The organism is Paenarthrobacter ureafaciens, from assembly GCF_004028095.1.
GTDB classification, from domain to species: Bacteria; Actinomycetota; Actinomycetes; order Actinomycetales; family Micrococcaceae; genus Arthrobacter; species Arthrobacter ureafaciens.
In genome coordinates, this window is sequence record NZ_SBHM01000007.1 from 1,056,929 (window position 1) to 1,069,982 (window position 13,054).

At 63.4% G+C, this 13,054-nt stretch carries 15 protein-coding genes; 6 read left to right on the forward strand and 9 right to left on the reverse strand.

Annotation, left to right across the window (positions count from 1 at the left end):
* Positions 1-2: 2 nt before the first annotated feature.
* Complete coding sequence (locus AUR_RS09150; RefSeq protein ID WP_021474838.1) at positions 3-1,250, forward strand: IS256 family transposase; 1,248 nt, start codon at positions 3-5, stop codon at positions 1,248-1,250.
* Between the two features lie 287 nt (positions 1,251-1,537).
* Here AUR_RS09150 and AUR_RS09155 read toward each other — a convergent pair whose 3' ends face one another.
* On the reverse strand, positions 1,538-1,774 hold the full coding sequence (locus tag AUR_RS09155) for a hypothetical protein (RefSeq protein ID WP_021474664.1): 237 nt from the start codon (positions 1,772-1,774) through the stop codon (positions 1,538-1,540).
* A 674-nt stretch (positions 1,775-2,448) separates the two neighbouring features.
* Here AUR_RS09155 and AUR_RS09160 point away from each other — a divergent pair.
* Positions 2,449-3,426, forward strand: coding sequence for an IS481 family transposase (locus AUR_RS09160; RefSeq protein WP_062098565.1), 978 nt, complete (start codon positions 2,449-2,451; stop codon positions 3,424-3,426).
* Positions 3,427-3,842: 416 nt separating this feature from the next.
* Here the strand turns inward: AUR_RS09160 and AUR_RS09170 are convergent, their stop codons facing one another.
* From AUR_RS09170 to AUR_RS09185, 4 genes are read right to left on the reverse strand one after another with little or no spacing between them, the layout of a single operon-like run.
* Positions 3,843-4,190, reverse strand: coding sequence for a hypothetical protein (locus AUR_RS09170; RefSeq protein ID WP_062098566.1), 348 nt, complete (start codon positions 4,188-4,190; stop codon positions 3,843-3,845).
* A 31-nt stretch (positions 4,191-4,221) separates the two neighbouring features.
* Complete coding sequence (locus tag AUR_RS09175; RefSeq protein ID WP_062098568.1) at positions 4,222-5,595, reverse strand: NAD(P)(+) transhydrogenase (Re/Si-specific) subunit beta; 1,374 nt, start codon at positions 5,593-5,595, stop codon at positions 4,222-4,224.
* Positions 5,592-5,945, reverse strand: a complete 354-nt coding sequence (locus AUR_RS09180; protein ID WP_062098570.1) for an NAD(P) transhydrogenase subunit alpha part 2 — start codon at positions 5,943-5,945, stop codon at positions 5,592-5,594. Before AUR_RS09180 ends, AUR_RS09175 begins: the two co-directional genes overlap by 4 nt.
* Positions 5,945-7,105, reverse strand: coding sequence for a Re/Si-specific NAD(P)(+) transhydrogenase subunit alpha (locus AUR_RS09185; protein WP_062099400.1), 1,161 nt, complete (start codon positions 7,103-7,105; stop codon positions 5,945-5,947). The genes AUR_RS09180 and AUR_RS09185 overlap by 1 nt, the downstream gene beginning before the upstream one ends.
* A 184-nt stretch (positions 7,106-7,289) precedes the next feature.
* Here AUR_RS09185 and AUR_RS09190 point away from each other — a divergent pair, with 184 nt between their 5' ends.
* A complete protein-coding gene (locus tag AUR_RS09190) occupies positions 7,290-7,901 on the forward strand; it encodes an NADPH-dependent FMN reductase (RefSeq protein WP_021474659.1) in 612 nt (203 codons plus the stop codon).
* 113 nt (positions 7,902-8,014) lie between these two features.
* Positions 8,015-8,419: a superantigen-like protein SSL4 gene (locus AUR_RS09195; protein WP_021474658.1), complete on the forward strand. Its 405-nt coding sequence runs from the start codon at positions 8,015-8,017 to the stop codon at positions 8,417-8,419.
* Here the strand turns inward: AUR_RS09195 and AUR_RS09200 are convergent.
* Entirely contained in the window at positions 8,416-9,093 is a 678-nt protein-coding gene (locus AUR_RS09200; RefSeq protein ID WP_062098572.1) for an HAD family hydrolase, read from the reverse strand. The two genes, AUR_RS09195 and AUR_RS09200, sit on opposite strands and share 4 nt — an antisense overlap.
* A 1-nt stretch (position 9,094) precedes the next feature.
* Positions 9,095-9,361, reverse strand: a complete 267-nt coding sequence (locus AUR_RS09205; RefSeq protein ID WP_021474656.1) for a hypothetical protein — start codon at positions 9,359-9,361, stop codon at positions 9,095-9,097.
* A 296-nt stretch (positions 9,362-9,657) separates the two neighbouring features.
* Between AUR_RS09205 and AUR_RS09210 the strand changes: the two genes are divergently transcribed.
* The gene (locus tag AUR_RS09210; protein WP_021474655.1) at positions 9,658-10,437 is read left to right on the forward strand and encodes a VOC family protein; all 780 of its coding nucleotides are present in this window, start codon (positions 9,658-9,660) and stop codon (positions 10,435-10,437) included.
* Positions 10,438-10,533: 96 nt separating this feature from the next.
* On the opposite strand, the gene AUR_RS09215 is transcribed toward AUR_RS09210, so the two are convergent.
* Positions 10,534-11,643 carry an EAL domain-containing protein gene (locus tag AUR_RS09215; protein ID WP_062098574.1) on the reverse strand — a complete coding sequence of 370 codons (1,110 nt, stop codon included), beginning with the start codon at positions 11,641-11,643 and terminating at the stop codon, positions 10,534-10,536.
* Positions 11,644-11,881: 238 nt separating this feature from the next.
* Here AUR_RS09215 and AUR_RS09220 point away from each other — a divergent pair, with 238 nt between their 5' ends.
* A complete protein-coding gene (locus AUR_RS09220) occupies positions 11,882-12,226 on the forward strand; it encodes an iron chaperone (protein WP_021474653.1) in 345 nt (114 codons plus the stop codon).
* A 4-nt stretch (positions 12,227-12,230) separates the two neighbouring features.
* On the opposite strand, the gene AUR_RS09225 is transcribed toward AUR_RS09220, so the two are convergent.
* Positions 12,231-13,034, reverse strand: coding sequence for an IclR family transcriptional regulator domain-containing protein (locus AUR_RS09225; protein WP_031217312.1), 804 nt, complete (start codon positions 13,032-13,034; stop codon positions 12,231-12,233).
* Positions 13,035-13,054 lie beyond the last annotated feature (20 nt).

The following is a 13,054-nucleotide window of genomic DNA, read 5'->3' on the forward strand; positions in this document are numbered from 1 at the left end:
GTATGACCACTAACCCCCTTGAAGGCGTTTTGAGCGCCGATCAGATCGACGCGCTCGTCACGGCTGCGGAGGACCTCGGAGAGGGCCGCAACGGTGTTGAGGAACTCCTTGCCCGGATGACCCGCGCGGTCCTGGAACGGGCCCTGGAAACGGAGATGAGCGACCACCTCGGCTACGAGTCCGGGGACCCCGCAGGGCAGGGCACGGGCAACTCCCGCAACGGCAAGACAACCAAGAGCGTTCAGACCCTCCAGGGGCCTGTGCAGGTCACAGTGCCACGGGACCGGAACAGCTCCTTCGAACCGGTCATCGTGCCCAAGCGGGCCCGCCGGTTGGGCAAGGTCGAGGACATGATCCTGTCACTCTACGCCCGCGGGATGAGCACCCGGGATATCGGTTCCCACCTCGATGAAATCTACGGGACCAAGGTCTCCGCCGCGACGATTTCGAGGGTGACGGACGTGATTGCCGATGAGGTCGCCCAGTGGCAGAACCGGCCGCTGGAGTCCGTGTATCCGATCGTCTACATCGACGCGATCTGGCTGAAAATCCGGGACGGCGGCGTGGTGGTGAACAAGGCCTGCCACGTGGCCGTGGGCGTTGACGTGGAGGGCCGCAAGCAGGTCCTGGGCCTGTGGCTGGGCACCAGCGAAGGGGCGAAGTTCTGGGCCAACGTGCTCACCGAAATCCGCAACCGCGGAGCCGCCGACATCCTGATCCTGTGCTGTGACGGGCTCACCGGGCTGCCGGCAGCGGTGAACAGCATCTACCCCCAGACCGTCGTGCAGACCTGCGTCGTGCACCTGCTGCGCTCGGCCATGAAATACGCCTCCTACGGCGCCCGCAAAGCCATGGCCCGGGACATGCGCCCGATCTACACCGCACCGACCGTGCAGGCGGCCGAACTGGCAATGGAGGCCTTCGCGGAAACCTGGCAGGCCACGGCTCCCGGGGCGGTGCTGGCCTGGCGGAACGCCTGGGAAGACTTCACCCCGTTCCTGGCCTTCACCCCGGAGATCCGCAAAGTCATCTACACCACGAACCAGATCGAATCGATCAACTACCAGCTGCGGAAGATCACCAAAACGCGGGGCTCATTTCCTTCCGACGAGGCCGCGATCAAGCTGGTCTACCTCGGGATCAGAAACATCGAAACGACCCGCGGCGGTGAACTCGGAACCGGCACCCAAGGCTGGCACCAGGCACTGAACGCTTTCGCCGTTCAATTCCCCAACCGACTTCCGATCTGACCACCCGGCAGACCGGACAACCGACCGGTCCCTTACACAGAAAACTTGACACCCCCGTCAAGGCATGAAGGAGATCGCTAAAAAGCCAAACCCAGTCATCGCGACCAGGTACGCCGCAACTTTCGAAGCCCGAAGCTGGTACTCGTGGGACTTGAATTTAGTTGTCTCCGGCAGCCAGGACCAACCATCCTTGCCGACCCGTGCGAGCCGTTGCCTCAGAAGGTAGAGCATCACTCCGCTCACAACGAGGAAGGCTCCAACCAGCGCTAGAAACGGTGAACTCATCATTAACCTGACCACGGTGGCCGGAAGATGAGCGTAAGCCCAACAATGACCACACCACTTATGATCAACAAGATAGAGAAGAACACACCAAGTTGTTCGAACCCACTCACTCGACCAGCTTCTGGCTCGTCCGGACGGTTGAGCATCTGGTCAGTGATAAATAGTTGGCGGCTGGCAATCCATTTCCGAAAGACGACCCAGACCAGGCCAACGATTATGAACACCAGGCCCAGCGTCATCTTCCCCCCCTCTACGGTTCTCCGAATCATCCTAGATTGCTCGAAGCCGTACTCCACGGACGTCGCCATCGCACATGCAGGAGAGCAGAACCCGGCGTCTTGAAGCTGCGGACAGACCTTCTCGGATGCGATCGCCGTCCGCTCAAGGATCCGGAACCGGGCAGTCGAGCACAAGCATCTGCTAGGCAGTTACCCGTGGCCGGATTATCAAACTCGCCACCCCCATGGTTGCTTCTACTATTCGCGAACTAGAACGTGGCCACGGCGTTTGCTTTCTTGGAAAGCGTCACGCAACTCACGCTCCACTACCTCGTTCAGATTGGCCGGCACCTTGCACCCAGCGCCGTCTCCGGCGCCGTACCCTTGACCAGCATCGGGGGTGCAACGAAGCTCAGGTGGTACTTGGCGCTCAATGCTCACGCAAAGTTCGTGTTGGTGACCTCTCTTGCAGCTGAAAATAACGCGAACTCGTCGATCCGGTGCGCTCATTGTTGCCCCCTATAGATTCAACCGGCCCTTTGCGCGGTATTAGGAAGGTATCGCCAGCCCCTGACATTTTGAGGGCTAGGTGTAGTTCCCATGGAGGTTGTGAACAGCGTGGCGTGATGTAAAAGGCGAAAGCCTCCGGTATCGATTTGGGTTACCACACTCATCTCGACGCCAGGAGGCTCTCGTTGTCCTACGTTACCCATGCCAACGCCGATCTGACACCTAAGGCCAGGGCGAAGCTGGCCCGTTTGGTCGTTGAGGAGGGCTGGACGTTGCGCCGGGCCGCGGAACGTTTTCAATGCTCACCAGCGACGGCCAAGAAGTGGGTGGACCGCTACAGGGTCCGTGGTGAGGACGGCATGGCTGACGCGTCCTCCCGCCCGCGGCGGAGCCCGAAACGCACCCCCGTACGCACCGAACGCCGCATTGTGGGGTTGAGGTTCAATCGGCGGTGGGGACCGCACCGGATAGCGGCCCACCTGGGCTTGGCCCGCTCCACCGTCGGCAAGGTCCTGACCCGGTACCGGATGCCCCGGCTGGCCTGCCTGGATCAGGGCACCGGTCTGCCCGTTCGCACACCTGCACCGCAGCGCTACGAGCACGAGAACCCCGGAGACCTGATCCACGTGGACATCAAGAAGCTTGGGCGCATCCCCGACGGCGGCGGACACCGCGCCCTCGGACGCGCCAAGGGGCAGCGGAACCGCCGTGCCGGGACCGGTTATGCCTACCTGCATCATGCCGTCGATGACCACACCCGGCTCGCGTACTCCGAAATCCTCAACGACGAAAAGAAGGAAACGGCCGCCGCCTTCTGGCTGCGAGCCGCCGCATTCTTCGCCGCCCACGGCATCACCGTCAAAGCGGTGCTCACGGACAACGGGTCCTGCTACCGCTCCCGGACCTTCGCAGCAGCCCTGGGACCGCACCTCAAACACCGGCGCACCCGCCCCTACCGACCCCAAACCAACGGCAAGGTGGAACGCTTCAACCGCACCCTCGCCACCGAATGGGCCTACGCCCGGCCCTACACCTCAGAAACCGAGCGCGCCGCCACCTACCCGGCATGGCTCCACCATTACAATCATCACCGAACCCATACCGGCATCGGAGGCAAAACCCCCATCAGCCGCGTTCACAACCTCAGTGGGAATTACAGCTAGGGCGCCTAAGGGGTGGACCAATAGCGCGCCCGTAAGCCGGTCGTTCACCGGCCGCTCCGTCACCGCCCTTCGGCTCTCCGAGCTTCCAAGTGTTTCCGCCATTCTCGGATTCCCGTATACCCCGCCCGAATTAATGCCCGGTGAAGGGCCCTAAAAGCTACAGTCCGAGGCTCGCACCGGAGTACCGGTTCTCGATTCCGTGGCGGTTACCCTCTGGCACGCTTTGAAGCTGGCCGGGGCGCCGCTCCTGGACCCCAAGTGCGGGAAGTAGCTGGCGGGCGGTTACCCTCTGGCATGCCCTGAAGCTAGCCGGGGCGTCCGGGCTCAGTCCTTGTCGATCAGGTCCAGGAGCTTGCCGAGGGCGTCCGGGCTCAGTCCTTGTCGATCAGGTCCAGGAGCTAGCCGGGACGTCCGGGTCAGTCCTTGTCGATCAGGTCCAAGAGCTTTCCCAGGGCGTCCCGGATGTCGTCGTAGTCGTTCTGGCCGGCACGGCTTTCGGCTGAGATGACGCCGCAGCGATGGATCTTCTTGAAGTCGCCGACGGGGAATTTGTAGTGCCCCTTCTGGTCGTCCGGATGGTCGTCGTCCACGCCGAGGTACCACTTGCCGTACTCAGCGAAGTCGTGCTTTTCGAGGAACGAGTTTTCTTCCTTGGTTGAGGGCGCGTGCTCGCTCCAGTCGTCCCGCTCGTCCTTGGCCACTTTGCCTTCCTTGATCAACTTCTTGGCGTGGTCCAAGGCCTTCTTGTTGAGCTTCACTGCCATCGTCCGGGCTCCTTATCAATACGCGGGTTGTTTACAGTGCCTTCACGGCGCCCAGCACTTTGGTCAGGGAATCCTTGGCGTCCCCGAACAGCAGCGTGGTTTGTGGCTCGTAGAGAAGGTCATTCTCGATGCCCGCGAAGCCGGGCCGCATGGATCGCTTCAGGAACACGACTTGCCGGGCATCGGCCACTTCCAGGATGGGCATCCCGTAGATCGGCGAACCGGCGGTGGTCTTGGCTGCAGGATTCACCACGTCATTGGCTCCGACCACCAAGGCCACGTCCGCGGTTTTGAATTCCGAGTTGATGTCTCCCATTTCCTTCAGGGACTCGTAAGGCACGTTCGCCTCCGCGAGCAGCACGTTCATGTGCCCGGGCATGCGACCGGCCACGGGATGGATCGCGAAGTCAACCTCCGTCCCGCGGGATTCCAGGGCCGAGGCAAGCTCTGCCGCCGTGTGCTGGCCCTGCGCTACGGCCAATCCGTAGCCGGGCACGATGATCACCCGTTGTGCGTAGCCGAGGAGCACCGCCACGTCTTCTGCGCTGGAAGAACGCACCGGCCGTTCGCTCACGGCCGTGGACCCCGCCGTCGAACCTCCCTTGAAGGCGCCGAACATGATGCCGGCGACGCTGCGTCCCATGGCCGCGGCCATGGCGCGGGTCAGGATGGTGCCGGAGGCCCCCACCAGGGTTCCCGCCACCAAAAGCAACACGTTGCCCAGGACCAGGCCGGAGGCCGCAACCGCCAGGCCCGTGAAGGCGTTCAAGAGCGAAATGACAATCGGAACATCGGCGCCGCCCACCGGAAGGACCAGCAGCACGCCCGCAACCAGCCCCAGCACCAGGAGCACCACGGCCAAAGCCATTGAACCGCCAAGAATCACCACCACGCCCACGGCTACGGCAGCCAACAACACAAGAGCCATCAGCACCGGCAGGCCAGGAAAGGTGACCGGCCGCGTGGTCATGAGTCCCTGCAGCTTCGCGAACGTCACGGCGGAACCGGCAAACGACACCGCCCCCACCAACAACGTGAACACAATCGCCAAGCGCACCCACGGATCATCCGTGTGCGGAAGCTCCAGCAATGCCACCAGGGCCGCAGCGCCGCCGCCCACGCCGTTGAAGAGTGCCACGAGTTGCGGCATCTGGGTCATCTGGACGCGCCGGGCAACCGGCGCTGCGATGCCGGATCCCACCACGATCGCGCCCAGGATCCACGGAATGTTGTCCAACTTCACCGATAGAAACACCGTCACTACTGCCAGCAGGGCGCCGAACGCGCCGATGAGGTTGCCGCGGCGGGCCGTCTTCGGCGAGCTCAGTCCCTTCAGCGCGAGGATGAAACAGGCAGCCGCAGCAAGGTACAGGAGGGCAGTCCAGGTGGGGTCGAGGAGCGTCATGGCCGCCGCTCCCCTGCTCCGCCGCTACCGGAACGACCTGCGCTACCGGCAGCGTCAGTGCCCGACGGCGGCCGCTGCCTTCCGCGGAACATCTCCAGCATGCGGTCGGTCACCACGAAGCCGCCCACGAGGTTGGCCGTGGCAAGCACAACCGCCAAGAGGGCAACCGCCAGCACCCAGGGGTCCGAAGCTTGCCCGGCCACGATGATGGCTCCCACCAGGATGATCCCGTGAATGGCGTTGGCCCCGGACATCAACGGCGTATGCAAGGTGCTGGAAACCTTGGAAACCACTTCGAATCCGACAAACACCGCCAGCACGGTGATCGTCAGCAGGCTCATACCGTCCATCAACGCGCTCCTTCTGTTCCCAATGCAGCGAGGGCTTCCGCCGTTGGACCGTGCCGGATGGCACCGTCGTGGGTCAGGCAGGTTCCGGCCACCACTTCGTCGTCGAAGTCCGGGGCAACCGCCCCGTCCTGGGTCATGAGGGCCAGCAGGTTCGCCACATTCTTGGCGTAGAGCCTCGAAGCATCGGCCGGCATGGCTGAGGCGGCGTCCTTCATACCCACCAGTGTGACCTCGCCCTGCCCGTCTGCTGTGGGAATGTGCAGGTCTTGGCCGGGAATCACGCCCTCCACATTGCCTCCGGACTCCGCGGCCAAGTCCACAACCACGGACCCCGGCCGCATTCCTTGGACCATCTCGCGGGTGACCAGCATGGGCGCGCGCCTCCCGGGCACCGCAGCAGTGGTGATGAGGACATCGGCCTGCGCCACGTGCGGGGCCAGCAAAGCTCTCTGCAAAGCACCCCGATCGGCGCTGAGCTCACGCGCGTAGCCGCCGGACGCCTCCGCGGTTTCGAGGTCCAGTTTGATGAACGTTCCACCCATGGAAGCCACCTCATCCGCGGAGGCGGGCCGGATGTCGTTGGCAGAGACGCGTGCTCCTAACCGCTTTGCCGTGCCAATGGCCTGCAACCCGGCAACACCCGCGCCCAACACCAGCACGCGGGCAGGCGGGATGGTCCCTGCAGCAGTCATGTAGAGGGGGAAGAAGCGCGGCAAACGCATCGCAGCTTCGAGCACGCAGCGGTATCCGGCAACCAGCGCCTGGGATGTCAGTGCATCCATGGACTGGGCCCGGGAGATGCGTGGAACCAGTTCCAGGGCGAAGGAGGTGATGCCGCCGGCGGCGAGCGCGCGTACGGTAGGCAACTCCGACGACGGCGACCCCAGCCCCACGGTGACGGCGCCACGACGGAGGGCTCCCGCCGTCGTCGGGTCCATGGGACGCACGTGGCAGTAGACCTCAAGTGCTCCGAGGTCCAGGGACGGGACCACCGTGGCACCCGCGGCCTGGTAGTCGGCATCGCTGTGGCCGGAGGCCTGCCCCGCTCCGGACTCTATGGACACCTCCAGGCCCAGGCCGACCAATTGCTTGACTGTTTCCGGTGTTGCCGCCACCCGCCGCTCGCCGTCGAGCGTTTCGCGTGCAATGCCTGCTCTCACCGCCACCCCTCTCCGGAGCCGTCCCGACCATGATTGCCACGAGTCTATGACCGCAAGGCGTCTGGCGGGAGTAGGGGGCTGCGCTATGTGCGCAACTCAACTAGGGTCGAATGAGAGCTGGGGCAACCAGCCTCCGCACGTCGACGAGCCGGTTCCGGCCGTGCCGTCGGAAAGGAACGCCGCCATGGATTCATTCAAGATCGGCTATTTCGTCGGAAGCCTCTCAAGTACCTCCATCAACCGCACGCTCTCCAAGGCCCTCATCAGCGTCTCACCGCCTGAACTCGAGTTCCACGAGATCGCCATCAAAGACCTCCCGCTGTACAGCTCTGACTACGACAACGACTTTCCGCCTGCAGGCCGCGCACTCAAGGACGCCATCGCGGCTTCGGACGGCATCCTCTTCATCTCCCCCGAATACAACCGTTCCATCCCCGGCGCTTTGAAGAACGCCATTGACTGGGGGTCACGGCCGTGGGGGACCAACTCGTTCGCCCGAAAGCCGACGGGCATCATTGGCGCTTCCCCGGGCGGCATCGGCACCGCGGTGATGCAGTCGTCCATGCGAAGCGTCCTCAGCTTCCTGGACGCGCCGCAGTTGAACGCACCTGAGGCGTACATCCGGTTTGTGGCAGACGCGTACGACGACGACGGCACAGTTAAGGACGAAGGTACCGCCGCGCTTTTGCGCCACTATATGGAGGAGTACAGCGCGTTTGTTCAACGCGTCCTGGCCGCCAACGCACCCGGCCACATCGGTGATGAACAGCCCGATGCCGACAAGCTGAACCGCTAGGGAAGGAAAAGTGGGCCGCACAAGTTCGGGTGTGTGCGGCCCACTTTTCACCATTTCGTCAGTATGCTTATTAGTGTGAAGGTCCTCGGACACGCCCCTACCCAGGAGAAACGATGCTTCGTAGATTAACCTCGACCACTTTCGCGCTCACCCTGCTGTTCGGTTCCCTGCTGTCTGCCGGCGCCGCCAATGCCGCCGGGCCGGTTTCCGGCCACGTCAGCAGCAACGTTTCGGCAACCAGCACCAGCCCCTCACCCGAGCCGACCAACCCCTCCGGCCCCTCGACCCAGACGCCAACCAACCCCGGACCGTCACAGGGCGCCTCTGAAACCCCGAATCCTGCCGGCAGCGGCCCGGCCAACCCCGGCACCGGTGAATCGGATCCGCAGGAAGAGAACCGCACCAACGTCATTCCGTGGATCCTCGGAGCGGCAGCCCTGATCATCATCATTCTGGTGATTGTGTGGGCCATGCGCGGACGCGGCCGGAACAAGGAAGTACAGGACGAGCAGCGCTAACGCGCCAGTTTCCCGATCGCACTGCTTTCGAGATTCTCCAGGAGGTGCCGCGGATTGTCATAGACTTCCGCGGCACCTGCGTCCCGCAGTTCACCTTCGCTGATGCCGCCACAGGTCAACGCGATGGCAGGGATGCCAATGCTCCCTGCGGCCTTCACGTCCCATACGGCGTCGCCAACGAACACGACATCTTCAGGCCTGAGCCCAAGCTTGTCCAGGCAGGCCAGCAGAATGTCCGGCTCCGGCTTGCTTGCCTCGGCGTCATTGGAACTCGTCCAAGCATCGATCGACGTTCCCGCGTCCAGCACCTTGCGGCTCACGTCCAAGTCACGTTGCTGCGCCGAGGAAGCCAGACCTACGGCCAGACCGGCGTCGGAACACGCCGCCAAGAGGTCACGGGCTGCCTCGAAAGCGCGAAGGGACGGCCAGAACGTCGAGAACACGGCACCGTGCGCCGACTTCAGCTCCTCTTCCAATTCATCCGTGCAGTCGGGGACCAGATGCCGGACCAGCTTGTCGCCGCCCATGCCCACGCAGCGGTGAATGTCGGAAATCTGTACGTCGAGGCCCTCGCGCCTGAACGCCTGCCACCACGCGAATGCATGGAAATAGCTTGAGTCGATCAGCGTCCCGTCAACGTCAAACAGGACACCCCGCTTCTTGGATTCGGCCACGTCAGCCCACCTCCACCTGCGCAGGAGCGGGGCCGGCGAGCGTCCGGTCCATCATGAATTCTTCCGACTCCAGGAGCGCGTAACGATCCGCCGAACCCTGCCGCAGCAGGCCCGTGCCGGCTACTTCCCGAAGCGCTTCCACAGCCCTCACAGCTTCCCTCTTTGAGGAGTAGCGCTTGGACAGTCCCATGAGGGTGTCCTCACCGTCCACCATCAGCACGCGGTAACCCCCATCGGGAGCGTCAACCAATTCCAGATGTCCCGCCAACCCAAACCTCCTCGTTCTGATGCCTCCGCTTAGTAAGTTTACTTATTATATAGCTGCTCTCGCCGCCTCATGAAACGCACGACGGCGGACGGCCGGCTTACGCTCCCGCCGGCACTTGCGAAGGCCGGGACCAAGAATTGTGATGGCCGTTCTGAGGACTTGGAAAAGGAACACTAAACCGAGTCACGAATCCGGTTGAGCCCATACAAGAAGGATGGCTGCTTCCCCGGGAACGCCCGCGCATGGTGTTCCCGGGGAGGCAGCTGACCTGTTTGCAGCGCTAACCGAGGAGTCACATGTCCACCAAGATTTCCAAATGGCCCGCCGGGACGCCCATGTGGGTAGACCTGTCAGTCGACGATGTGGAGGCTGCCAAAACCTTCTACACCGGCCTGTTCGGGTGGGACTACCTTTCCGCCGACGATGAGGCAGGGTATCTCCTGGCTCAACTCAATGGCCATGCCATTGCGGGCCTCGGCCCCAAGGATGATCCGGCCATGCCTTCCGCATGGACCACTTTCATGGCCTCCGACGACGTCAATGCCACCGCTGAGCGGATCCGTGAGTCCGGCGGCCAGGTGCTGATGGCGCCGTTCGACGTCATGGATTCCGGCAGGATGGCCATCGCCGCGGACACCACCGGAGCCGTCTTCGGCGTGTGGCAGGCCGGAAACCACATCGGCGCTGAACGCGTGAATGAACACGGCTCATTGTGCTGGAACGAACTCCACACCTCCGACTACGCGGAGGCCCGGGCCTTCTACGCGGGCGTCTTCGGTTTCAATTACCACGAGGTCACAGGAGCGGACATGGTTTACGCCACCTGCCTCCGGGACTCCGACCGCCGGGAAGTGGCCGGTATTCACCACGACACCCAAATCCCGCAGAGCGACCCCGCGTACTGGCTCACCTGGTTCGCCAGCGATGACGTCGCATCGACGGCTGCGCGGGCACAAGAACTCGGTGCAACACTGTTGGTCCCCGTGTCCGATACACCCTTTGGCCGGATGGTCATCGTTGAAGCACCGCAAGGAGACGTCTTCGGAGTTATCGCCGTGGCGCCAGCCAACGACTGAGTGACGGCACGCGGTGGCCGGGGCTGGGCCGTGACCACCGCCTGACATGAAAAGCCCGACGGCGGCAGCACCGCCGTCGGGCTTTTCAGCAGGCTGCTAGCCGACCGACTGGGCTTCCGCTTGGGAGTGCAGGGACCAGGACGACCAGTCGAGGGGATGCACCGACGGGCGGCCGAGCAGGTAACCCTGAGCCGCGGCAACGTTGAGGGCGGTTGCTTCCTGCAGCTCCCCGGCCGTTTCGATGCCTTGGGCCACCACGGAGGACCCCAGTTCCCGGGCAAGCGCAACAACCGCGCGGGCGCGGATGCGTTGCCCTTCAGAGTTGTCAATGCCTTCGATCAGGTGGCGGTCCAGCTTGAGGATGTCCGGACGAAGTTCCTCGATCTTGTCCATGGAAACAAAACCCGCACCGGATGCGCTGACTGCGAGGCGCAGTCCACGGCGGCGCAACGGACCCAATCCATGGTCATCGTCCCAGCCGTCGGCCAACTCCAGGCTGCCCGTCAGCTCAATAACGATCCTGTCCGGCGCCAAGCCGGCCCCTTCCAGGAGCTTCCGCACCCGCGGGTCCGCTGCCGTTTCCGGGGTGAGGTTGAAAGCTACGAACATGGTGTCCGGGAAGTCCTCTGCGGCCGCCAAGGAGCAGGACAGCGCCGCGATCTCCAGGTCTGTACCAAGACCTGCCGCCGAAGCTTCACGGAACCACACATCGGCCGCGGCGCCATCCTGCTCAACAAACCGGATCAGGGCTTCGACGCCGATCACTTCACCGGACGGCAAGGCGTGGATGGGTTGGAAGGCTGTTAGCAGCAACTTGTCCCGCAGCACCGATTGGATGCGCTTGCGCACCTCCGTATCCACCGGAATGGTGACCGTCTGTGGAGCCTCGGCGGATTCACGGTTCAGGCTCATGGAGTCTTGATGGGCAGCGGGAGCCTCGGCGGTCTCCGGCTGGGTTCGCGTCACGATCAAGTGCTCCAGGAGGACGCCCTTGGGATCATCGGGATGTTGCGTGAACCGCTCCTCGAGGTTCCTCCGGCTCTGCTGACTCCGGGGATCCGTTTCGGCGAGGATGGACTCAATGATTTCCAACGCCTGCTGCCGGACGCGGGTGTCGTCCGCAGCAGGGACAGGCTTACCGGCGCGATCATTCGGCGGCCCTTCCAAGGCACCGCCGGGGGGAAGAGAGAGCCCACTTCTAGACATCGACTTTTCCTTCAATGTTAATTTGTGCCGACTGCGCCCAGTACACAATCGGCTCAGCTTCGTCCACGAGCACCTCCCAGCGGCGCACGGAACAAAGCAGCCCAGTCGTGCGTCAGCGCAACCAGGCTTGTGAGGAATCCTACAAGAGACCCATGGCAACCATGAAGACCGTTTGCAGGGTTGTTACCTAACTGAGTGCTGTCTGTTGAATTCACGCCTGAAGAGGGAGCATGGCCCTATGGGAACCGTCACCGAATATCTGCAGACCGTCACCGACCCTCACCGCTCCCTGCTGCAGCGGATCGTGGAAATTGCCCGTGAATTGGCGCCCGACGCGGAAGAAGGCACGAGCTACGGCATGCCTGCTTTGCTCGTGGACGGCAAGGGCTTAGTCAGCGTCCTGGAAACCAAGAAACACCTTGCGCTTTACCCGTTCAGCGGCCAGATCCTGCCGGAAATGTCCGAGGAACTCGGCGGATACTCCTGGTCTCCCGGGACCCTGCGCTTCTCGGAGGACAATCCCCTCCCCGATTCCCTGGTGCGGCGGATCCTGGAAACCCGGCTGGCGGCGATCCGGAAGTAGCGCGTCAGTGCTTCGCTGACACATCCTGGGAGATCACCTTGGCAGTGGCAACCACGGCTTCCCGGACGGAATCCAAGTACGCCTCCGGGTCCGGCTGGGACGCAACCGCCTGGGCTTGCAGGGACACGTTGATGGCCGCCACGTTGTCGCCGTTGTTGTGGTTCCACACCGGGGCCGCGACGGACATCAGCCCGATTTCGAGTTCTTGGTCAAGCAGGCACCAGCCTTGCTGGCGGACGCGCTCGACGGCGGCCCTCAAGTCAGCCGCATCGGTGATGGTTCGCGCCGTGAGCGGCTTGAGCTCCGCCGTCGAAAGGTATGCCTCAAATTTGGCCTGCGGAAGCCCGGCCAGAAGGACTCGGCCCATCGACGTCGCATAGGCCGGAAAGCGGGTGCCCACCGTAATTCCGACATTCATGATGCGCTTGGTGGCCACGCGGGCAACGTAGAAGATGTCGTGGCCATCAAGGACGGCGGCCGACGTGGACTCCCCTAGTTTCACACTGAGTTGCTCCAGATGCGGCTGCGCCAACTGAGGCAAGGACAACGCCGACAGGTAGGAGTACCCCAGTTGCAAAACCTTGGCTGTCAGCGCGAACGTCTTGCCGTTGGTGCGGACGTAGCCGAGCTCCACCAGGGTGTAGAGGAACCGCCTGGCCGTGGCGCGGGTCAAGTCGGTACGCGCCGCGACTTCGCTCAGAGTCATGACCGGGTTGTTGGCGTCGAACGCCCGGATGACAGCGAGCCCCCGGGCCAGCGACTGAACGTACTGGTCGCTGGCTTGCGGGGTCACTGCGGAGTCGGTCATGGTCATCAATCCTAGTTGCG

Excerpts from the sequence above, each read along its gene's own strand:
- AUR_RS09150 (WP_021474838.1), top strand. The coding sequence starts at position 3 with ATGACCACTAACCCCCTTGAAGGCGTTTTGAGCGCCGATCAGATCGAC.
- AUR_RS09155 (WP_021474664.1), bottom strand. The coding sequence starts at position 1,774 with ATGACGCTGGGCCTGGTGTTCATAATCGTTGGCCTGGTCTGGGTCGTC.
- AUR_RS09170 (WP_062098566.1), bottom strand. The coding sequence starts at position 4,190 with ATGGCAGTGAAGCTCAACAAGAAGGCCTTGGACCACGCCAAGAAGTTG.
- AUR_RS09175 (WP_062098568.1), bottom strand. The coding sequence starts at position 5,595 with ATGACGCTCCTCGACCCCACCTGGACTGCCCTCCTGTACCTTGCTGCG.
- AUR_RS09180 (WP_062098570.1), bottom strand. The coding sequence starts at position 5,945 with ATGGACGGTATGAGCCTGCTGACGATCACCGTGCTGGCGGTGTTTGTC.
- AUR_RS09190 (WP_021474659.1), top strand. The coding sequence starts at position 7,290 with ATGGATTCATTCAAGATCGGCTATTTCGTCGGAAGCCTCTCAAGTACC.
- AUR_RS09195 (WP_021474658.1), top strand. The coding sequence starts at position 8,015 with ATGCTTCGTAGATTAACCTCGACCACTTTCGCGCTCACCCTGCTGTTC.
- AUR_RS09210 (WP_021474655.1), top strand. The coding sequence starts at position 9,658 with ATGTCCACCAAGATTTCCAAATGGCCCGCCGGGACGCCCATGTGGGTA.
- AUR_RS09215 (WP_062098574.1), bottom strand. The coding sequence starts at position 11,643 with ATGTCTAGAAGTGGGCTCTCTCTTCCCCCCGGCGGTGCCTTGGAAGGG.
- AUR_RS09220 (WP_021474653.1), top strand. The coding sequence starts at position 11,882 with ATGGGAACCGTCACCGAATATCTGCAGACCGTCACCGACCCTCACCGC.
- AUR_RS09225 (WP_031217312.1), bottom strand. The coding sequence starts at position 13,034 with ATGACCGACTCCGCAGTGACCCCGCAAGCCAGCGACCAGTACGTTCAG.